We start from the raw sequence: 19,542 nt of genomic DNA, 5'->3' as shown, positions 1-19,542 counted from the left end.
GCGTGGCCCGCATTCGGCGGCGCGTTAGTCTTTGTTGGGCACGAGCTCCAGATCTGCCGCATGCCGTTACGACACGAGGGGGTTGGCCATGGAAGGCGCCGCGCAGTCCCCGGCGTTACGCGAGACCATCGCTCGACTGGCACCGGGCACCGCCCTGCGGGACGGTCTCGAGCGAATCCTGCGCGGCCGCACCGGCGGATTGATCGTCCTGGGCTACGACGAAGAGGTCGAGGCCATCTGCGACGGCGGGTTCGAGCTCGATGTCGAGTTCGCGCCGACACGACTGCGCGAGCTGTCGAAAATGGATGGCGCAGTAGTGCTTTCGACCGACGGGCAGCGCATCGTTCGGGCCAATGTTCAGCTCGTCCCGGACCACAAGATTCCTACCGTCGAATCCGGCACCCGACACCGCGCAGCCGAGCGAACCGCGATGCAGACCGGGTATCCCGTTGTCTCCGTAAGCCAGTCGATGAGCATCGTCAGTGTCTACATCAGCGGCATCAGGCACGTCGTCGAGGGCTCGGCCACCATCCTCTCGCGCGCCAATCAGGCCGTCGCCACGCTCGAGCGATACAAGGCCCGGCTCGACGAGAACACGCGTCAGCTCTCGGTCGTGGAGATCGAAGATTTCGTGACCCTGCGCGACGCGTTGACCGTCGCGCAGCGCCTCGAGATGGTGCGACGGGTGTCGGTGGAAATCGAGCAGAACGTCCTCGAGCTCGGCACCGACGGCCGTCAGCTCGCTCTCCAGCTCGAAGAGTTGTTGGGCGACAACGACATCGACCGTCAACTGATCGTGCGCGACTATCTCGCCGGCAACGAACCGTCGAGCACCACCGGCGTGGAGAAAGCGCTCGCGGCGCTGGACAAGCTGACCGATGTCGACCTGTTGGACCTGACGACTCTGTCCCGGGCATTCGGTTATCCCGCGACCATCGAAGCGTTGGACACCCCGATGAGTCCGCGCGGTTATCGCGTACTGACGCGAGTGCCGCGGTTGCAGTTCAGCCAGATTCACCGACTCGTGGGCGCATTCGGCACTTTGCAGGGCCTGCTGGCCGCCACCGCAGCCGATCTGCAGTCGGTCGACGGCATCGGCGGCCTGTGGGCCAGGCACATTCGAGAGGGGCTGTCGCGCTTGGCAGAGGCCTCGATCTCCGGGCCCTACGACTAGGAAGCGCTACGACCGAGACCCGGAACCACTGGGAACCGGTAACGCCTACCGCTTCTTGGTCCCCGGGAGGAAACCAGCGTCGATCACGGCTTTCACGTAGGGCCGTGCGCTCGTGATCAGCTGCTCCGCATCCGGAACGGTCTTCCACACTGCCGAAGCCATGGCGTCGGTGCGATCCTCGATGTGCCGATCGAGAGCGGTGCCGGCCTCGGTCAACGTCTCCCCCTCGGCAGAAGTGGTGAGCAGCCCCCGGACGGCGAGTCGTTCTGCAGCCGAATCCCATTCGGTCTCGGACCACTGTCGCGTCAGCTGTGTGATGCGCTTGCCGAGCGCTCGGCGCCCGGGCTGCGGTGTCGGGCGGACGGCTTCGTGGAACACCGCTGCTTCCGCGGGGTCGAGTTCCGCGTCGATCAACGCGGCGAGGTGGCCGTCGCCCCGCCACTCACGCAGCACGGTGATCGAATGCCACAGGGCGAGATGAGGCACGTCGGGTCGTTCGGTGGAATGCCATGCTGCTGCGAGAGGACGGCCGGCGAAGGACGCCGCGTCGCCGATGCTGCGCAACCGCTCCGCGATGGTCGCGAGATCGGGCTCGGAGGCCAAGGAACCCAGTGCTGCGCCGAGGACGGAGTCGAGCAGTGCCCACCGACGATCGGACACTGCATCCAGACCGACGGCCACAGCGGCCGGCCACGCCTGCTCGATCAACACCGGGTTGAAGTTGTAGAACGCAGCCGCGACGACGCTGGGCGCGCACGGACCCATCGGCGCGGCCCTCGCGCCCACGTACCAGGCATGACCGTCGAGTCCGGTGTCCTCGTACGCAGATCCGAGTTCAGGATTGAAGTACGCGGTCACATGGAAGGGTTCGAGCGTCGTGTAGGCCGCTCGGGCAAGCGCTGTCGGGGTGGTCATGAGATTCGACCGTACTCAGCCGGTGATGTTGAACGGTTCCGGCACGCTCTTGAGTTCGCCGAGCTGTGCGATGGCCTGGTATGCACCGACGCCGACCGGGACGCGCTCTTCACCGCAACCGGGAACCGAGTTGGTGCCCGACCACTTCACCGTGAAGCCGGCCTGCTCACCGGGCTTGAAGGTTCGCAGATCCGACGCAGCGTTCGGGAAGCAGTCGATGTTGGACCAGATGCGCTGATTGTCGAGCGTGTAGACGAGCGCCTGCTGCAGCCCGGCACCGACGTCGCGTTGGCACTCCGCTGACCCGATGTTGGTGATCACGACGGTGAACACGGGCTCTTCGCCGAGGCGATAGGTGGCCTTCTCGGGCGTCACCTTGATCGCGAGGGACTGATCCGGGCACTGGTTGGCGAGAGCCGGAGCGGGCGCACCACTGGTCGTTGCTGCTGTCGTGCCACCGCCGGCTGCGGAGTCGGTACCGCCGCCCGAACCACCGGACCCACCGGAACCGCCCGATCCCTCACCCGAACCACCGGAGCCACCCGAACCACCGGGCGTGGCAGACGAGCTGGGCGACGGCAGCGCGGACGTGGTCGCCGGAGCTGCGACCCCGGCCGGAGCGGCCTCGGGGTCGTCGGAACGACCGCTGAGCGAGGCGATGAACCACACGATCAAGCCGAGGACGACAACGGCCGCACCGATGGCGAGTGCGCGGCGTCGCCAATAGATTTCGGGAGGCAATGGCCCGGTCGGTTCCAACACGAATCAACCGTATGCGGCCGAAGCCACGCTATCCCTGAGCCCACGCGGCGTGTCGCACCGGCGAACGGGCTTTCGGGGGCTGCTCGACCGTTCAAGCGGGCTGTTCGCCGATGTCGCCGATGACCTCGCGAAGCTGCGCACGCCCCTTGGACAGCTGGTACGTGAGTCCGACGATCGCCAGCTCGCCGGCTTCGACCTTCTCGGCGACGATGCGCGAACGCTGCATCAGCAGGTTGCCGGTTTCCTGGACGTGGCGCGCCTCGAACTCGTCGACGGCTTCGTGGCCGTCGCGTCGGGCCGAGAGCACCGACGGGGTGACGCGCTCGACGACGTCGCGGATGTAGCCGCCGGGCACGTCGCCGCTCTCGAGTGCGTCGACGGTCGCCTGGACGGCACCGCAGTGGTCGTGTCCGAGCACGACGATCAGCGGTGCATTCAGGACCGCGACGCCGTACTCGATGGAGCCGAGAACGGCGGAATCGACGACGTGGCCGGCGGTACGAACGACGAACATGTCGCCGAGGCCCTGATCGAAGATGATCTCGGCGGCGACGCGTGAGTCGGCGCAGCCGAACAGGATGGCCCCGGGGTGCTGAGCGCTCTCGAGCCGGGCGCGGTCCTCGATACCCTGCGACGGATGCAGGACCTCTCCGGAGACGAACCGTTGGTTGCCTTCCTTGAGTGACTTCCAGGCAGCGATCGGATTCGAAGCAGGCATAGCTCTCATTGTGCACGCGCAGCGGGTTACCGGCGAGTCGGGTTCACTACTGTTGGTACCCGTCACAGACACGAGAAGAAGGGCGCACAGTTGCCGATCGATCCCGAGGCCCTGCTCGGATGGTTCGATACCGACGGACGCGACCTGCCGTGGCGTCGTCCGGGAGTGACCGCATGGCAGATCCTGATGAGCGAAATCATGCTGCAGCAGACGCCCGTCGTGCGGGTGGCTCCCATCTGGGAGCAGTGGGTGCAGCGGTGGCCGGTCCCCTCGGCGATGGCCGCGTCTTCGCAGGCCGAGGTGCTGCGGGCGTGGGGGAAGCTGGGATATCCGCGTCGCGCATTGCGTCTGCACGAGTGTTCTCGGGTGCTTGCCGAGGACTACGGCGACGAGGTTCCGCATGATGTCGACACCCTGCTCGGCCTGCCCGGCATCGGGGCCTATACGGCCAGGGCGGTGGCGACTTTCGCGTACGGCCAGCGAGTTCCGGTGGTGGACACCAATGTTCGACGCGTCGTCGCGCGTGCGTTGCACGGCAACGCCGAGCCTGGAAATCCCTCGACGACAAGGGATTTGGCCGACGTCGAACAACTGCTTCCGGTCAGCGTGCCCCGCGCCGCCCGATACTCGGCGGCGTTGATGGAGCTCGGTGCGCTCATCTGCACCGCCAAGAATCCGGCGTGCCTGCTGTGCCCACTTCCCGAGTGCGCCTGGATCGAGGCCGGGCGGCCTGCGCACACCGGCCCGGCGAAGAAGGTGCAGAAATTCGCCGGAACCGATCGACAGGTACGCGGCAAACTGATGTCGGTCCTGCGGGAGAGCACCGGGCCGGTGGAGCGGGCTCAGCTCGACATCGTCTGGCCCACCGACCCAACCCAGCGTGACCGCGCGTTGGACTCACTGTTGACCGACGGCTTGATCGAGCAGACCGAATCGGGCTTGTTCGCGCTGGCCGGTGAGGGTTCGGACAGCTAGGACGCCAGAAACTCCACCAGAGTCGCATTGACCGCATCGGGTCGTTCGAGGTAGCCGAAGTGGCCCGTATCGGCGATTTCGACGTAGCGCGCACCGGGTATCGCCGCCGCTACTTCACGACACTGCTGCACCGGGATGAGCCGGTCGTCGGCGAATCCGACGACGAGCGACTTGGCCGAAATTCGGCGATACGCTGTCAATCTGTCTGTGCCGGCACGCATTTCGAGTCCGATCTGTGCCCGCATACCGGCCGTCTTCTTGCCGCCGGAGTATTCGAGCACCGCCAGCCAGTCGCCGATCGCTGCCTCGTCGGCCAAAGTCTTGGGCGAGAAGTTCTGCATCGCAGTCATCGCCGCCCGGTACGAGGCCGGAAGTTCGACTCCGGCGTCGAACAGATCTTTCTCGCCCTTCGTCAGCTGCTGACGCATCGTCGTGTTCCTGCCGTAGGTGGCCATCATCACTGCGTGCGACACCAGATCCGGCCGCGCCAACGCCAATTCCTGGGTGACGCGTGCGCCCATCGACGTGCCGACGACGCGCACCTTTCCGCCGCCGAGATGTTCGATCAAGGCGGCGGTGTCTGCGACCAGGTCGTCGAGCGTCATCCCGCGCGCACACTCGGACGACGGTGCGATACCGCGATTGTCGAATGTGACCACGCGATATCCACTCTTCACCAGCGCGGGAACCTGATGGGTTCGCCAGACGCGGCCCGGGCTTCCCGTTCCCATCACCAGAACCACGAGCGGTCCGTCACCGGTGACGTCGTAGTTCAGGTCGATTCCGTTGAGCTGTGCGAGCGGCATTCGGATGATCCTAGTGTGCGCAGGAACCCCTCGACGGCGTCGCGATACCGCTCCGGGGCTTCGTCGTGAACGAGATGCGCCGCACCCTCGACTCGGACGTACACCGATCCGGGCTTGGCCGAGTGCATTCTGCTCATCTGTCCGGCAGGCGTGATGGTGTGCTCACCTTCGATCAACAGAACCGGAGCACGGACGGCATCCCATTCGTTCCAGAAGTGCCGCGTCCCCCACTCCTGCGAAATGGCCTCGAACGTATCGACGTCACCGTGCAGTCGCCAGCCGTCGTCGCTGAGCTCGAACGAATCCAGAAAGTACTGTCCGGCAACATCTCCGAAGAAGGCGCGTACCGCGTCGGCGTCCGGGAACGGTCGCGGCCACGCCCGGATCATCGCCGCCCAGCCGTCCGCCGTTCGACCGCGAAAGTCCGGCGCGATGTCTTCGACGACGAGCGCGGTGACCAGATCGGGTCGCCGCGCAGCCGCACACCAGCCGTGCAGCGCTCCCATCGAATGACCGACCAGCACACTGGGACCCACCGTTTCGAGGTGCTCGATCAGGTCGTCCACGAACGCCTCGGTCGTCAGTTCGGGCGGCGGAGGCCGACGGTGGCCCGGGGCGTCGTAGGTGTGCACCCGCCCGAATTCTCGGAGCCACGGAATCTGGCGTCGCCACGTCGCCGCACTGCCCATCAGCCCGTGCAGCAGCAGTATCGAACGGCCGGATCCACCCTCGTCGTAGAGCATCACCGCCGAGCATATCGGCGGGGTAGTCTCCCGAGAATGGCCATTGTGAAGATCAACGCGATCGACGTACCCGAGGGCGCAGGCCCCGAGCTCGAGAAGCGCTTCGCCGCGCGTGCCGGAACGGTCGACGGTTCGCCCGGTTTCCTCGGGTTCCAGTTGCTCCGTCCGGTCAAGGGCGAGACACGCTATTTCGTCGTCACCCAGTGGGAGGACGAGGAGTCGTTCCAGGCCTGGTCCGGTGGCCCGTCACGGCAGGCGCACGCAGGTTCCGGCGAGAGCAAGCCGGTCGCGTCGGGCGCGTCACTGCTGGAGTTCGAGGTCGTGCTGGACGTGCCCGCCACCTCGTGACGACGCAGTTCGCCCGTCAGATGGGCTGACGGGCGAGCTCCCACTCCAGTCTGGTGGGCGTATCGGAATCGAGCTTGTGCACGGCGTCGAACAACAGCTCGGCAGGCATCGGGCGACCGAGGTAAAAGCCTTGTGCCGCATCGCAACCCAGCCGACGAAGGGCGTCGAGGGTGCCTGCATCCTCGACGCCCTCGGCCATGATTCGCACACCCAGACTGCGGGCGAGGTCGATGGTCGAGCGAACGATGGACGCGTCGGTGTCGTCGGAGTTCATCTTCGAGACGAACGAGCGGTCGATCTTGAGGGTCTGCACCGGCAAGGTCTGCAGGTACGCCAGCGAGCTGTAGCCGGTCCCGTAATCGTCGATGGCCAGAGTCACCCCCAGGCTGCGCAACGAGGTCAACGCAGCCACCGATCGCACCGGGTCGGTCATGGCGGTGGTCTCGGTGACCTCGAACTCCAGGGCGTGCGCTGGTACCGAGTGTTTCGCCAGTGCCGCGGCGACCTGTTCGGTGAGTGTCTCGTCGAGAAGATTCCGAACCGAAAGGTTCACCGAGACAGACAGAGTGATGCCTCGCCGTCGTAGTGCGCTGCACTGCGCGAGTGCCTCGTCCAGTACCAGCGCGGTGATGGCGGGCAACATGCCGGTGCGCTCGGCATCGGGGAGAAACGTCGACGGCCCGATCAGACCCTCGCGCGGGTGCAGCCACCGCAGCAGAGCCTCGACCCGATCGACGCTGCCCGACTCGAGATCGAGACACGGCTGGAAGAACACCCGGAGCTGATGGTCACGGATCGCCGTGTCGAGCTCGCCCAACAGTCGCATCTGATCGTGTCGGTTTCGGTCCATGTCGGGCTCGTACAGACCGATGCGAGCATGGCCTGCCTTCGCGGACGTCAACGCCACATGAGCTCGCTGCAACATCGCTTCGCCGTCGACGCCGTTCGTCTCGGACGCTCCCGAACACTCCTCGAACGCCGCAATCCCTACCGCCGCGTCGAGGGCGACGTTGATGTCGTGCACGAACATCGTTCTGCTGACCGCGAATTGGAGCCGATGAGCCATCTCGAAGATATCGGTCCTGCCCGGCAGCCGACGCATCGCCACGACGAACTGATCGCCTCCCAACCGTCCCACCAGATCGTCGGACCGCACCGAGGCGACGAGGCGATGTCCGATCTCGCGGAGCACGCTGTCGCCCACGCTGTAACCGAAGGTCTCGTTGATCTGAGCGAAACGGTCGATGTCGACCACGAGCGTGAAGACGTCCGATTCGCCGCGCGTGGCGAGCATCGTGTCGAGCCGCTCCCGAAGCAGCCTGCGGTTGCCCAGTCCGGTAACGGCATCCGTTCGTGCCACGTTCTCGAGCACCGAAGCCTGCCTGCGCAGCGTGCCGAGGAAGCAGGCCATCCTGCCGCCGACCAGGGATATGACCAACGCAGAGGACAGCACGATCACCCAACCCCACTGCGCGACGGGCACTCCGCGAGCCAGTTGCACGGCCATGGCCGCCGGCGTGACGGCAACCGCGAGACCCAGACCGACGAATCGTGCTCGCCCGAACCTGAACGGACTGGGCCGCTCGATGCGTGCGACCGCCCGCTCCGGCACGAACAGCGCAACGACTCCGAAGCACACGTAGGACGCCAGCCACAGCGTGTTCGGGATCAGCGAGCGGTAGAGCTCGACATCGTCTATCCGAGAGTAGGTGGCGAAGTCGGACACGGTTAGAAGCACTGTGCCGATGGTGGCAGCCACGACCGAGATTCCGGTCGAACGCGTCAACAGATAGAGACTGCCGATGAGAGTGAGCAAGAACGCGTCGATGGTCAGGTAGACGGTCGCAGGCAGGAACGAGAGCATCGAGGCCAGCGACCCCGTCCAGTCGCCGGGAACGACGAACATCCACGCGGCCAGACCGACGCCCACCGCGACCACCAGACATTCGAGGAGCTCTTCCAGACCGAAAACGAGCCCGTTCTCGTCGGCCGCACGCGCGAATCCCACAGCAATGATCACGTACCCGGCCAGAAACAGGACGTCCGCGGCCGAGAAGGTCGAGACCCGACCGCCCCCGTACTGCATCAGGGCGACCAAGCCGTCGCCCACGCCCCAGCAGCCGACACCGAGGGCCATGTACTTCCATGTGCGCCGATCCGGACCGTTCTCGCGCAGGTACCGATAGACGAATGCCGCCATTGTGGCCAGGACCACGATTGCATAGACGATGTCGCGGGGTAATCCCTGCGGGGCTGCAGCGTGCGCTGCGACTGCGAGGGCACCCAGGCCTAGGAAGCGCGTCCACAACATGGTGGGCACATCCTTCCTAGGCTGGTCGTTACATTCCCCGAAGGTATGCAACAGCCGATCTAACCCGATGCTTGACCTCGATTCGGCACCGAACCATCCGTGGATGGGTCGATTCACGAACTATTTCAAACCTGACGACTGTTCGCCAGTCTCACATCGGGTGATCCGTTCGATCAGCCTTCGAGCGCGGCGTCCAGCGTGATCTCGACACCGGTGAGAGCCTTGCTGACCGGGCAGGTCTCTTTCGCTGCCTGCGCTGCCTTCGCAAACCCGTCGGCGTCGAGACCGTCCACCTCGCCGCGGACGGTCAATTTGATACCGGTGAGCTTGAAACCGGGCTGATCCGGACCGAGCGAGACATCAGCGGTCACTTCGAGACTCTGCGGAGTACCGCCTGCTTCGGCGATCAGCGCCGACAATTGCATCGCGTAACAGCTCGAATGAGCCGCCGCGATCAGTTCCTCCGGGCTGGTGGTGCCGTCGGCGTTCTCGGCGGCACGCTTGGGAAACGACACGTCGAACGTCGCTGCACCCGAACTGGACAGCTCCACCTGGCCGGAACCTTGTTCGAGAGTTCCATTCCATGCGGTGCGTGAGGTACGTGTTGGCATCGAACCGAGTCCTTTCGTCGTCGACCCTTCATAGGGCCGATACTCAGGCTAACGTCGGCGGGGTGACCGGGCCATCGAGTGCGGAGATCTCGAGATGACGAACGAGCGAGCCACCAGTTGCCTGCGGCGAACAGCGATGATCGTGGCGGCGGCGCTCGTCTGGGGTGTCACGCTGTCGGCACCCGTCGTCGCCGATCCCCTGTCGGACTTCTACGACCTGCCGGTGGAATCGACGGCACATTCGCCCGGCGATGTGGTGCGAGTACGACCGATGAACTCGCCCAAAGGTTTCGGACTCGGCTTCGACATCGAACGAATCCTGTACACCTCCACAGATACGCACGGCGAACCCATGACCGTCTCCGGGTACACGATGACCCCCACCGCGCCGTGGCCCGGCCCCGGACCGCGACCGGTGATCGCCTACGCGCCCGGCACATCCGGGATGGCCGATCGCTGTGCCGGATCGGCGGTTCTCGGCACAATCGGCTCGTCCCCCGCCATCCTGCCGTTACTGCTGGCCGGCTATCGCGTCGTAGCGACCGACTACCAGGGACTCGGCACTCCGGGCGGGCACACGTATCTGAACCGTCTGGCCTCGGGACACGCGTTGCTCGACGTAGCGAGAACCGCCGACGATGACGCGCCGGTGGTGCTGTACGGGTACTCGGAGGGTGGGTTCGCATCTGCGGCCGCTGCCGAACTTGCCAATGGGTATGCCCCCGAGCTCAACATCGTCGGCGCGTATGTCGGTGCGCCACCGGCAGATCCGACGCTCAACATCGAGCCCCTCGACGGCACCACACTCGGCAGCGCCGTCCTGTTCGCGGTCGACGGCATGAGCAACGCATACCCCGAACGTGCCGACGACATCCGAAGCGTGTTCGACGCCGACGGCACCGCACTGCTGGACGCCGCGCAGAACTGGTGCAGCACCGACCGTGCAGCGAACGACACCGTCGACACCAGCGAACTCACCCGAGACGGACGCCCACTCACCGCCCACCTGAACGACCCCGGAATCGTAGACGTGATCGATGCGAACACCGTCGGCCGAATCGCACCGAGCATGCCGGTCTACCTGTCGCACGGCGTCGCGGACGACGTCGTACCGATCGAGCAGTCCCGCACTCTGCTCGAACGCTGGCAGGAGCTCGGTGCCGACGTCACCTACCGCGAATACGACTTTCCGGTCGTCCCGATAACCGGCGCGAATCATGCACCCGGAGCCCTGGCCGCATACACCGACATATTGCCCTGGATCGCGGACCTCGTTCACGAAAGCGACGCCTGATCTCAGCACCGTAATCAGGGTCTTCACCGAGGCTTCTGCGCGGCCCGGGCCTGGATCAATGCGCCTTTGTTGCAGTCTGACCGACTGGAACCCACATTGATCCGGGGGGGTGGGTGGCGGGCCGGGGGTGGGTGGGGGTGCGCGGGCGGGTGGGGGTGCGCGGGCCGGGCGGGCGGGTGAGTGGGTTGGCTTGTGGACATACGACAACGGGCGACCCTCCGAAGAGGATCGCCCGTTGTGTGGAGCTGTGAAACTTACTCGCTGTCGCTGTCTCCGGCGGCCTTGGCCAGATCGACCGGGACCTCGTCGGGGACGATGATGGCTTTCTTCTCACCGCGGAACGTGAACTTCGCGTCCTCGCCAGCGCCTTCGCCGTCCCAGTTCTCGACGTCGACCAGGATGATCTGGCCGGCTTCGATTTCGCCGAAGAGGATCTTCTCCGACAACTGGTCCTCGATCTCGCGCTGGATGGTGCGACGCAGTGGCCGCGCACCCAGGACGGGGTCGAATCCGCGCTTGGCGAGCAGAGACTTCGCCTTCTCGGTGACCTCGATCGCCATGTCCTTGTTCTTGAGCGCACCTTCGACTCGGTTGAGCATGAGATCGACCATCTGGATGATCTCGTCCTTGGTGAGCTGGTGGAACACGACGATGTCGTCGATACGGTTCAGGAACTCGGGGCGGAAGTGCTTCTTCAGCTCGTCGTTGACCTTGAGCTTCATCCGCTCGTAGTTCGATCCGGTGCCTTCGCCCGAGGAGAATCCGAGGCCGACTGCCTTCGAGATGTCCGAGGTACCGAGGTTCGAGGTGAAGATCAGCACGGTGTTCTTGAAGTCGACCGTGCGTCCCTGGCCGTCGGTGAGACGGCCGTCTTCGAGCACCTGCAGGAGGGTGTTGTAGATCTCCTGGTGTGCCTTCTCGATCTCGTCGAACAGCACGACGGAGAACGGCTTGCGGCGGACCTTCTCGGTGAGCTGGCCACCCTCTTCGTATCCGACGTATCCGGGAGGAGCACCGAACAGACGCGACGCGGTGAAGCGGTCGTGGAACTCGCCCATGTCGATCTGGATGAGCGCGTCGTCCTCGCCGAAGAGGAAGTTCGCGAGTGCCTTCGACAGCTCGGTCTTACCGACACCGGACGGGCCGGCGAAGATGAACGAGCCCGACGGGCGCTTCGGGTCCTTCAGACCTGCACGGGTACGACGGATCGCCTTCGAGACGGCCTTGACTGCCTCGACCTGGCCGATGATCCGCTTGTGCAGCTCGTCTTCCATGCGGAGCAGACGAGTGGTCTCTTCCTCGGTGAGCTTGAAGACGGGGATGCCGGTCCAGTTGCCCAGAACCTCGGCGATCTGCTCGTCGTCCACCTCGGCGATGACATCGAGATCACCGGAGCGCCACTGCTTCTCACGCTCGGCACGCTGACCGACGAGGGTCTTCTCCTTGTCGCGCAGGTTCGCAGCCTTCTCGAAGTCCTGAGCGTCGATGGCCGATTCCTTCTCCCGGCGCGCGTCGGCGATCTTGTCGTCGAACTCGCGCAGGTCTGGCGGCGCGGTCATCCGGCGGATGCGCATCCGCGCGCCCGCCTCGTCGATGAGGTCGATTGCCTTGTCGGGCAAGAACCGATCGTTGATGTACCGGTCGGCCAGTGTGGCGGCCGCGACGAGTGCACCGTCGGTGATCGAGACGCGGTGGTGTGCCTCGTAGCGATCGCGCAGACCCTTGAGGATCTCGATGGTGTGCTCGACAGTCGGCTCGCCGACCTGGACAGGCTGGAAACGACGCTCGAGTGCGGCGTCCTTCTCGATGTACTTGCGGTACTCGTCGAGGGTGGTGGCACCGATGGTCTGCAGTTCGCCACGAGCCAGCTTCGGCTTGAGGATCGACGCTGCGTCGATGGCACCTTCGGCGGCACCTGCGCCGACGAGCGTGTGCAGCTCGTCGATGAACAGGATGATGTCGCCGCGGGTGTTGATCTCTTTGAGCACCTTCTTCAGGCGCTCCTCGAAGTCACCGCGGTAACGGCTGCCGGCCACGAGTGAGCCGAGGTCGAGGGTGTAGAGCTGCTTGTCCTTGAGCGTCTCGGGGACCTCGCCGTTGACGATTGCCTGGGCCAGGCCCTCGACAACTGCGGTCTTACCGACACCGGGCTCGCCGATGAGAACAGGGTTGTTCTTGGTACGACGCGACAGCACCTGCATGACGCGCTCGATTTCCTTCGCGCGACCGATGACCGGGTCGAGCTTGCCTTCGAGCGCGGCCTGGGTGAGGTTGCGCCCGAACTGGTCGAGAACCAGTGACGTCGACGGGGTGCCCGCCTCGCCGCGGCCGCTGCCGCTCTCGGACGGCTCCTTGCCCTGGTAGCCCGACAGCAGCTGGATGACCTGCTGGCGCACGCGGTTGAGGTCGGCTCCGAGCTTGACCAGAACCTGAGCTGCGACGCCTTCGCCTTCGCGGATCAGGCCGAGCAGGATGTGCTCGGTGCCGATGTAGTTGTGGCCGAGCTGCAGTGCTTCACGCAGGCTGAGCTCGAGTACTTTCTTGGCGCGCGGAGTGAACGGAATGTGACCGGACGGAGCCTGCTGGCCCTGGCCGATGATTTCCTCTACCTGGCTGCGAACTCCTTCGAGGGAGATGCCCAGCGACTCGAGAGACTTTGCTGCAACACCTTCACCCTCGTGGATGAGGCCCAGCAGAATGTGCTCCGTGCCGATGTAGTTGTGGTTGAGCATCCGGGCTTCTTCTTGAGCCAGGACGACAACACGCCGCGCGCGATCGGTGAACCTCTCGAACATCGCTCTCCCTCACTTCTCGGTGGGTGGTAGCTCGCCCACCAGTTCTTCCAGCGCCGCAGTGTCCTGAACACTCGGTCGCTTGTGCATTCGAAGGTAAGACTGTGTCTCACTGTAGTTGGCCGACGTGACGAACGCCGACCCTCCACCCCTGAAATACTGCGTATCCGGCAACGAGACGGACCGCCTCGTGTGCTTACTGTTCATAACGCAGGCACTTTGCAAAACGTTTCCCCATCGCTGTCCGCTGCTGGCGAACAGCTTTCTGCGCTCCGATCAGGCCTGCGACGGCTTGACGATCGGAAACAGGATCGTTTCTCGGATACCCAGCCCGGTCAACGCCATCAGCAGACGGTCGATTCCCATACCGGTTCCGGTGGTCGGCGGCATGCCCTGCTCCATTGCAGCGAGGAAGTCCTCGTCGAGCACCATCGCCTCGTCGTCACCTGCTGCAGCCTGACGCGCCTGGTCCTCGAAGCGCTCGCGCTGGATGATCGGGTCGATCAGCTCCGAGTAGCCGGTCGCCAGCTCGAATCCACGAACGTAGAGATCCCACTTCTCGGTGACGCCCGGCTTGCTGCGGTGCTGACGCGTCAGCGGCGACGTCTCGACGGGGAAATCACGGACGAACGTCGGTTCGGTCAACGCGTCGCCCACCTGGTGTTCCCACAGTTCCTCGACGAGCTTGCCGTGGCCGTAGATCGAGACGCCGTCCTTGCGGGGGACGTCCAGCCCGACCTTGTCGGCGATCGCGAGCAGTTCGTCGACGGTGGTGTCGGGGGTGACGTCGAATCCGAGCGACTCCGACAGCGACGGGTACATCTCGAGCGTCGTCCATTCGCCGCCGAGATCGTAGGAGGTGCCGTCGGGCAGGGTGACCACGGTGGATCCGAGTGCGGCCACCGCCACTTCCTGGACGAGTTCCCGCGTCATCTTCGCCGAGTCGTCGTACGTGCCGTAGGCCTCGTAGGTCTCGAGCATCGCGAACTCCGGCGAGTGCGAGGAGTCGGCACCTTCGTTGCGGAAGTTGCGGTTGATCTCGAAGACCTTCTCGATGCCGCCGACGACGCAGCGCTTGAGGAACAGCTCCGGCGCTATGCGCAGGTACAGGTCCGTGTCCATCGCATTGGAGTGGGTGACGAACGGCCGGGCCGCGGCACCGCCGTGCAGCGTCTGCAGCATCGGGGTCTCGACCTCGAGGAAGCCGCGACGCTCGAGTGCGTTACGCAGTTCACGAACGACGGCGATGCGCTTGCGGGCGGTCTCTCGGGCCTCCGGACGCGTGATCAGATCCAGGTAGCGCTGCCGGATCCGCGTCTCTTCGCTGAGTTCCTTGTGCGCGACGGGCAAGGGCCGCAACGACTTCGATGCGATCTGCCACGCGTCGGCCATCACCGAGAGCTCACCGCGACGGGAGCTGATGACCTCGCCGTGGACGAACACGAAGTCGCCCAGGTCGACGTCGGCCTTCCACGCTGCGAGGTCGTCCTCGCCGACACCTGCCAGGCTGATCATGGCTTGGAGCTGGGTGCCGTCGCCCTCCTGCAGGGTGGCGAAGCACAGCTTGCCGGTGTTACGGACGAAGATCACGCGGCCGACGACCCCGACGATCAGGCCGGTCGTCGTGTCGGCGTCGAGCTCGGGGAACTGGGTGCGGATCTCGAGCAGCGAATGGGTCCGCGGAACCGACACCGGGTACGCCTCGACCCCGCGCTCGAGCAACGAAGCGCGCTTGGCGCGACGAATCCGTAGCTGCTCCGGGGTGTCGTCGGCCGGCTGGGTAGAAGCTGTATCACTCACGCGCACACACTTTACAGTCCGAGACTGTCGAGACAATCAGTGCGCTGCGACGGCCTCGGCCTCGCGAACGCAGTGCTTGGCCTGCGTCAACACCCCGAGCAGCCCGGCCGACTTCAGTGCCTGATAGCCGCCGACCAGATCGGTGGCCTTGTGCAGACCCAGCAGCTTGAGCGACGCGGCCGCGAGCGAGGAGGTGTAGCCCTCGGAGCAGATGACGATCCACTCGACGTCGTGGTCGGTGGCGATCGCCAGCCGCGCGTCACTGGTGGGATCGAGACGCCATTCGAGGACGTTGCGTTCGATGGCCAACGCACCGGGCAGGGTGCCCTCGACTGCGCGCTGCGCCTGCGGGCGAATGTCGACGACGACCGCGCCGCGGTCGACAGCGTCACGGAGCTCGAAGACGGTCATGCGATCGATGGTCTCGCGAGCGGATTCGAGCATTTCGACGATGGTCATCTCGTGGCCTTCTCGGGTTCGGCGGTGAGCTCGCTGCGGGTACGGCGCAGCGTGGCGCGCTCGGTCACTTCGTAGTACGACATCGCCGTCAGCGGCGGTGAGTAGGCGTGCACGCTGAGGGTGGGCCCGGTCGTGCTCGACGCCGGATCGTGCATCACGTCGTGCACCCATCCCAACGGGAAGGCTGCCTGATCTCCCGCGTCGAGATGACGTTCCTTCAGTTCGGTTCCCGCCCAACGGTATTCGAGCAAAGAACCACTCAGGACGGTCAATGCACCGAGCGATCCGGCGTGATCGTGCAGTTCGGTGGATCGCTCGGGAACCCAGCTGATCAACCAGACGTCGAGATCGTCGTCGGAGTGCAGGCGAGTGGCCCAACGCTCGTCTGTGGGCCACTGTCCACCGCCGGGAAGCAGGTGGTCGAAACGCCCTTCTAGGACGTCCGATGCGCCCTGATCGGTGATGCGCAGCAGGTCGGGAGGACGCAGCCGAGTCGGCAACGTCGAGACCGACCGCGAGGTCGAACGGGGTCGGGTGGGTGCAGAAAATACAGGTGTGGAAAGCATGAAGCTCTACTCCAGGGGTGTGTAACGAACGAGGCAGCGGTCAGCCTCGACAACACTCCTGGGTGGCCATGCACGTCATCACGCCGACGATTCTGACACACGAACGCCCGACGCGCTACCCCGCTTCACCGAAACACTCAGCGTGGCCGCCGCTGAAACATTCAGCGTGGCCGCCGCTTTGCCATGTTGCGTTCGTAGACCAGTCGAAGTCCTTCGAGCGTCAGGTCGGGTTCGTGATGCTCGATGGTCGTCGACTCGGGCAGGATCAGCGCAGCGATGTCCCCGGTACCGATGACCGCGACGTCGGTGCCTTTGACCTCCGGCACCTCACGTCTGATGCGTCCGACGAGCCCGTCCACCAGGCCGGCGAAACCGAAGATGGTGCCCGCCTGGATGCACTCGACGGTGTTCTTGCCCAGCACCGACCGCGGCCGCACCATCTCGACCTCACGCAGCGTCGCGGTGCGAGTCGACATGGCCGAGGCCGAAATTTCGAGACCGGGCGCGATCGCCCCGCCAAGGAACTCGCCCTTGGCCGAGACCACGTCGACACACGTGGTGGTCCCGAAATCCACCACGATGCACGCCGAGTCGTACAGATCATGTGCGGCAAGGGTATTGACGATGCGATCGGCCCCGACCTCTTTGGGATTGTCGACCAGCAGCGGAACCCCGGTCCGCACACCGGGTTCGACCACCACGTGCACTACGTGATCCCAGTAGCGCACGAGCATCGTCCGCATCTCGCGCAGCACGGACGGCACCGTGGACAGAGCAGTCACCCCGGTGATCTGCTCGGCCTGTTCGCCCAACAACCCCCGCAGCATGAACGCCAGCTCGTCGGCCGTCACATGGGGGTCGGTTCGAATACGCCAGTCGCGCAGCAGTTTCGAGTGATCCCCGGTGCCGGTGAAGAGCCCGACCACCGTGCTGGTGTTGCGTACATCGATTGCGAGAAGCATCGAGTCAGACCAGCACGGAGTCGGCCCGCAGATCTCGCGGCGTGATCAGACCCGAACCGGCGGGCGCATGAGCCGGGTCGCTGCCGAGCTCGACCGGCCGGTTCTTGTCGTCGACGAACACCACCCGTGGTGAGTAGTCGGCAACCTCCTGCTCGTTCATGACCCCGTAGGCGATCAGGATGACCAGATCACCCGGATTCACCAAATGCGCTGCGGCCCCATTGATTCCGATGACGCCACTGCCCCGCTCGCCGGTGATCACGTAGGTCTCCAGCCGCGCACCGTTGTCGATGTCGACAATGGTGACCTGCTCGCCTTCGAGCAGATCGGCTGCTTCCATCAGCTCCTGATCGACGGTCACCGAGCCCACATAGTGCAGGTCCGCGTGCGTGACGGTGGCGCGATGGATCTTGGACTTCATCATGGTACGAAACATCGTGTCACTCTCCACTTTTCGGATCGTCCGGGTACTCCAGAAAGCCAGTGCCGACGGCGACACCGACGTTGTCGATCAATCTCGTGGTACCCACCTTGGCCGCCACGAGCAGTCTGCCGTCCCCACGTTCGGGAGCCGGGCCGAGATGCGGGTCGCGCACCTCCAGATAGTCGACCTGCACCAGTGGTGCCTCGTCGAGGACGGCACGCGCGGTGGCGATGATGGCCTCGACTCCGCCGGCCGCAGCGTGCGCCCCGGCCACGAGTGCAGCCGACAACGCCACTGCAGCGTCACGCTGTTCGGCATCGAGATACCTGTTGCGCGAGGACAGCGCCAGACCGTCCTGCTCGCGAACCGTCGGGACTCCGATGACCGCGACGTCGAAGTTCAGGTCTCGCACCATCTGCCGGATCAGCGTCAGCTGCTGGTAGTCCTTCTCCCCGAAGTACGCCCGATGCGGAGCGGCTATCTGCAGCAGCTTGGCCACGACGGTGAGCATTCCCGCGAAATGCGTTGGCCTGCTGGCACCTTCGAGTTCACTACCGAGCGGACCGGGATGGACCGTGGTGCGCGGTCCGGACGGGTACATGTGCGACGCGGACGGCGCGAATACCAATTCCACGCCCTCACCGCGGAGCAGTTCGACATCGGCGTCGAGGGTCCGCGGATAGGCGTCGAGGTCCTCCCCCACGCCGAACTGCAGTGGATTGACGAAAATCGACACGATCACGACCGCGCCGGTGAGCTTCGCCTGGCGCACCAACTGCAGGTGGCCGGCATGCAGTGCACCCATGGTCGGCACCAGAGCGACCTGCTTGCCGACGCCACGTAGGGCCTTGGACACCGACGTGATCACCGCGGGATCGTGGTGAACCGTCAACTGCCCCTTCGTGTAGCTGCCCGCGAGGGTCATCGCTTCCCTTCCAGAATCTCGATCAGATCGGCTGCGGCACCGATACGTTGGGCGGACCGCAGCGACAGCGCACGGTAACCGGCGGCGATCCGTGGATCGACGGCCTCGAGCACTTCGAGGTGTTTGCCCACAGCCGCGGTATCGCCTCGGGCCACCGGGCCGGTCAGTGCGGATTGTCCGTTGCGCAGCGCATTGTCCAGTGCAGCTTCGAGCAGCGGAGCCAGAACGCGCTCGGGCACACCACGTTCGGCATCGGATCCAGGAAAACCCGGACCGGCCAACGCAACTCGCAGTGCCTCGACCGCGTCGACGACCAACGTCACGAGGTGATTGCTGCCGTGAGCCAACGCCGCGTGGTAGAGCGCCCGGTTGCTCTCGGGCACGTGCACCGGCTCGCCGCCGATCTCGAGGACGAGGGCTTGGGCTACCGCATAACCGATCTCGTCGCCCGCGGTGATGCCGAAGCACGCGGCCGTCATCCGGTCGGTGTCCTCGGGTCCGCCGCTGAATGTCATGGCCGGATGTATTGCCAACGGAACCGCGCCAAGGGCAGCCAACGGCTCCAGTACCGCGACGCCGTTCGCGCCGGAGGTGTGCGCCACCAACTTGCCCGGCGCGACCGCCCCGGTCGCGGCGAGACCGGCGACGATCGAGGCCAGTTCGTAATCCGGTACCGCCAGAATCAGCAGTTCGGCGCGACGGGCAACCTCGTCGACAGGCAGAATCTGCGACTCGGGCAATCGATCACGTACTCGCGCGATGGATGCGTCCGATACCGCGGCGGCACCGACGACAACGTGTCCGACGCGTTCGAGCGCCTCACCGAATGCCGTACCGACCCGACCGGCGGAGACGACACCCACGGTCAAGCGAGCCGGAGACAGACCACCAGTGAACCCTGATGAGGTCACCGAAATTTTCCTCTCGTTCGTTCCAGTCCCGCTCGGCGGGTACCAG

At 65.2% G+C, this 19,542-nt stretch carries 19 protein-coding genes; 4 read left to right on the top strand and 15 right to left on the bottom strand.

Going from position 1 to position 19,542, the window contains the following annotated elements:
• Positions 1–88: 88 nt before the first annotated feature.
• Positions 89–1,174 (top strand): DNA integrity scanning diadenylate cyclase DisA, encoded by a 1,086-nt coding sequence (gene disA / locus ASH04_RS02100; protein ID WP_027494347.1) that lies wholly within the window; start codon positions 89–91, stop codon positions 1,172–1,174.
• A 45-nt stretch (positions 1,175–1,219) separates the two neighbouring features.
• Here the strand turns inward: disA and ASH04_RS02095 are convergent, their stop codons facing one another.
• The 3 genes from ASH04_RS02095 to ASH04_RS02085 form a co-directional block, all read right to left on the bottom strand.
• The gene (locus ASH04_RS02095; RefSeq protein WP_032371515.1) at positions 1,220–2,089 is read right to left on the bottom strand and encodes an SCO6745 family protein; all 870 of its coding nucleotides are present in this window, start codon (positions 2,087–2,089) and stop codon (positions 1,220–1,222) included.
• Positions 2,090–2,104: 15 nt separating this feature from the next.
• Positions 2,105–2,851: a hypothetical protein gene (locus tag ASH04_RS02090; protein ID WP_057472631.1), complete on the bottom strand. Its 747-nt coding sequence runs from the start codon at positions 2,849–2,851 to the stop codon at positions 2,105–2,107.
• A 91-nt stretch (positions 2,852–2,942) separates the two neighbouring features.
• Positions 2,943–3,569 carry a carbonic anhydrase gene (locus tag ASH04_RS02085; protein ID WP_027494350.1) on the bottom strand — a complete coding sequence of 209 codons (627 nt, stop codon included), beginning with the start codon at positions 3,567–3,569 and terminating at the stop codon, positions 2,943–2,945.
• 90 nt (positions 3,570–3,659) lie between these two features.
• Here ASH04_RS02085 and ASH04_RS02080 point away from each other — a divergent pair, with 90 nt between their 5' ends.
• On the top strand, positions 3,660–4,544 hold the full coding sequence (locus ASH04_RS02080) for an A/G-specific adenine glycosylase (RefSeq protein WP_057472630.1): 885 nt from the start codon (positions 3,660–3,662) through the stop codon (positions 4,542–4,544).
• On the opposite strand, the gene ASH04_RS02075 is transcribed toward ASH04_RS02080, so the two are convergent.
• Both ASH04_RS02075 and ASH04_RS02070 read right to left on the bottom strand, forming a co-directional pair.
• Positions 4,541–5,350: an alpha/beta fold hydrolase gene (locus tag ASH04_RS02075; RefSeq protein ID WP_057472629.1), complete on the bottom strand. Its 810-nt coding sequence runs from the start codon at positions 5,348–5,350 to the stop codon at positions 4,541–4,543. The two genes, ASH04_RS02080 and ASH04_RS02075, sit on opposite strands and share 4 nt — an antisense overlap.
• Positions 5,317–6,093 (bottom strand): alpha/beta fold hydrolase, encoded by a 777-nt coding sequence (locus ASH04_RS02070; protein ID WP_052068954.1) that lies wholly within the window; start codon positions 6,091–6,093, stop codon positions 5,317–5,319. Before ASH04_RS02070 ends, ASH04_RS02075 begins: the two co-directional genes overlap by 34 nt.
• Before the next feature lie 36 nt (positions 6,094–6,129).
• On the opposite strand from ASH04_RS02070, the gene ASH04_RS02065 reads away from it, so the two are divergent.
• Positions 6,130–6,441, top strand: coding sequence for an antibiotic biosynthesis monooxygenase family protein (locus ASH04_RS02065; RefSeq protein ID WP_027494354.1), 312 nt, complete (start codon positions 6,130–6,132; stop codon positions 6,439–6,441).
• A gap of 16 nt (positions 6,442–6,457) precedes the next feature.
• Here ASH04_RS02065 and ASH04_RS02060 read toward each other — a convergent pair whose 3' ends face one another.
• Together ASH04_RS02060 and ASH04_RS02055 are read right to left on the bottom strand one after the other, a co-directional pair.
• A complete protein-coding gene (locus ASH04_RS02060; protein WP_156394447.1) occupies positions 6,458–8,752 on the bottom strand; it encodes a putative bifunctional diguanylate cyclase/phosphodiesterase in 2,295 nt (764 codons plus the stop codon).
• A 173-nt stretch (positions 8,753–8,925) separates the two neighbouring features.
• Positions 8,926–9,363 (bottom strand): OsmC family protein, encoded by a 438-nt coding sequence (locus ASH04_RS02055; RefSeq protein ID WP_027494355.1) that lies wholly within the window; start codon positions 9,361–9,363, stop codon positions 8,926–8,928.
• A 94-nt stretch (positions 9,364–9,457) separates the two neighbouring features.
• Here ASH04_RS02055 and ASH04_RS02050 point away from each other — a divergent pair, with 94 nt between their 5' ends.
• Complete coding sequence (locus ASH04_RS02050; RefSeq protein ID WP_200937263.1) at positions 9,458–10,657, top strand: lipase family protein; 1,200 nt, start codon at positions 9,458–9,460, stop codon at positions 10,655–10,657.
• Between the two features lie 254 nt (positions 10,658–10,911).
• On the opposite strand, the gene ASH04_RS02045 is transcribed toward ASH04_RS02050, so the two are convergent.
• The 8 genes from ASH04_RS02045 to ASH04_RS02005 all read right to left on the bottom strand — a co-directional run bounded on the left by ASH04_RS02045 (position 10,912) and on the right by ASH04_RS02005 (position 19,496).
• Positions 10,912–13,452: an ATP-dependent Clp protease ATP-binding subunit gene (locus tag ASH04_RS02045; protein ID WP_027494358.1), complete on the bottom strand. Its 2,541-nt coding sequence runs from the start codon at positions 13,450–13,452 to the stop codon at positions 10,912–10,914.
• 273 nt (positions 13,453–13,725) lie between these two features.
• Positions 13,726–15,249, bottom strand: a complete 1,524-nt coding sequence (gene lysS / locus ASH04_RS02035) for a lysine--tRNA ligase (protein ID WP_057472627.1) — start codon at positions 15,247–15,249, stop codon at positions 13,726–13,728.
• Between the two features lie 36 nt (positions 15,250–15,285).
• Positions 15,286–15,708 carry a rhodanese-like domain-containing protein gene (locus ASH04_RS02030; protein ID WP_032364474.1) on the bottom strand — a complete coding sequence of 141 codons (423 nt, stop codon included), beginning with the start codon at positions 15,706–15,708 and terminating at the stop codon, positions 15,286–15,288.
• The gene (locus ASH04_RS02025; RefSeq protein ID WP_080736027.1) at positions 15,705–16,274 is read right to left on the bottom strand and encodes a cysteine dioxygenase; all 570 of its coding nucleotides are present in this window, start codon (positions 16,272–16,274) and stop codon (positions 15,705–15,707) included. Before ASH04_RS02025 ends, ASH04_RS02030 begins: the two co-directional genes overlap by 4 nt.
• Before the next feature lie 161 nt (positions 16,275–16,435).
• Complete coding sequence (locus tag ASH04_RS02020; protein WP_032373865.1) at positions 16,436–17,236, bottom strand: type III pantothenate kinase; 801 nt, start codon at positions 17,234–17,236, stop codon at positions 16,436–16,438.
• A gap of 4 nt (positions 17,237–17,240) precedes the next feature.
• On the bottom strand, positions 17,241–17,672 hold the full coding sequence (panD, locus tag ASH04_RS02015) for an aspartate 1-decarboxylase (protein ID WP_057472908.1): 432 nt from the start codon (positions 17,670–17,672) through the stop codon (positions 17,241–17,243).
• A gap of 4 nt (positions 17,673–17,676) precedes the next feature.
• Positions 17,677–18,585, bottom strand: a complete 909-nt coding sequence (gene panC, locus ASH04_RS02010) for a pantoate--beta-alanine ligase (RefSeq protein WP_057472626.1) — start codon at positions 18,583–18,585, stop codon at positions 17,677–17,679.
• A complete protein-coding gene (locus ASH04_RS02005; protein WP_032364477.1) occupies positions 18,582–19,496 on the bottom strand; it encodes a Rossmann-like and DUF2520 domain-containing protein in 915 nt (304 codons plus the stop codon). Before ASH04_RS02005 ends, panC begins: the two co-directional genes overlap by 4 nt.
• Positions 19,497–19,542: the final 46 nt, after the last annotated feature.

It is taken from the genome of Rhodococcus sp. Leaf233 (assembly GCF_001426165.1).
Classification (GTDB): domain Bacteria; phylum Actinomycetota; class Actinomycetes; order Mycobacteriales; family Mycobacteriaceae; genus Rhodococcoides; species Rhodococcoides fascians.
This window is presented reverse-complemented; position numbering and strand designations above follow the sequence as displayed.

What these genes read in the sequence shown, in the direction of transcription:
- disA (WP_027494347.1), top strand. Translation starts at nt 89, where the DNA reads ATGGAAGGCGCCGCGCAGTCCCCGGCGTTACGCGAGACCATCGCTCGA.
- ASH04_RS02095 (WP_032371515.1), bottom strand. Translation starts at nt 2,089, where the DNA reads ATGACCACCCCGACAGCGCTTGCCCGAGCGGCCTACACGACGCTCGAA.
- ASH04_RS02085 (WP_027494350.1), bottom strand. Translation starts at nt 3,569, where the DNA reads ATGCCTGCTTCGAATCCGATCGCTGCCTGGAAGTCACTCAAGGAAGGC.
- ASH04_RS02075 (WP_057472629.1), bottom strand. Translation starts at nt 5,350, where the DNA reads ATGCCGCTCGCACAGCTCAACGGAATCGACCTGAACTACGACGTCACC.
- ASH04_RS02070 (WP_052068954.1), bottom strand. Translation starts at nt 6,093, where the DNA reads ATGCTCTACGACGAGGGTGGATCCGGCCGTTCGATACTGCTGCTGCAC.
- ASH04_RS02065 (WP_027494354.1), top strand. Translation starts at nt 6,130, where the DNA reads ATGGCCATTGTGAAGATCAACGCGATCGACGTACCCGAGGGCGCAGGC.
- ASH04_RS02060 (WP_156394447.1), bottom strand. Translation starts at nt 8,752, where the DNA reads ATGTTGTGGACGCGCTTCCTAGGCCTGGGTGCCCTCGCAGTCGCAGCG.
- ASH04_RS02055 (WP_027494355.1), bottom strand. Translation starts at nt 9,363, where the DNA reads ATGCCAACACGTACCTCACGCACCGCATGGAATGGAACTCTCGAACAA.
- ASH04_RS02050 (WP_200937263.1), top strand. Translation starts at nt 9,458, where the DNA reads ATGACGAACGAGCGAGCCACCAGTTGCCTGCGGCGAACAGCGATGATC.
- ASH04_RS02045 (WP_027494358.1), bottom strand. Translation starts at nt 13,452, where the DNA reads ATGTTCGAGAGGTTCACCGATCGCGCGCGGCGTGTTGTCGTCCTGGCT.
- ASH04_RS02030 (WP_032364474.1), bottom strand. Translation starts at nt 15,708, where the DNA reads ATGACCATCGTCGAAATGCTCGAATCCGCTCGCGAGACCATCGATCGC.
- ASH04_RS02025 (WP_080736027.1), bottom strand. Translation starts at nt 16,274, where the DNA reads ATGCTTTCCACACCTGTATTTTCTGCACCCACCCGACCCCGTTCGACC.
- ASH04_RS02020 (WP_032373865.1), bottom strand. Translation starts at nt 17,236, where the DNA reads ATGCTTCTCGCAATCGATGTACGCAACACCAGCACGGTGGTCGGGCTC.
- panD (WP_057472908.1), bottom strand. Translation starts at nt 17,672, where the DNA reads ATGTTTCGTACCATGATGAAGTCCAAGATCCATCGCGCCACCGTCACG.
- panC (WP_057472626.1), bottom strand. Translation starts at nt 18,585, where the DNA reads ATGACCCTCGCGGGCAGCTACACGAAGGGGCAGTTGACGGTTCACCAC.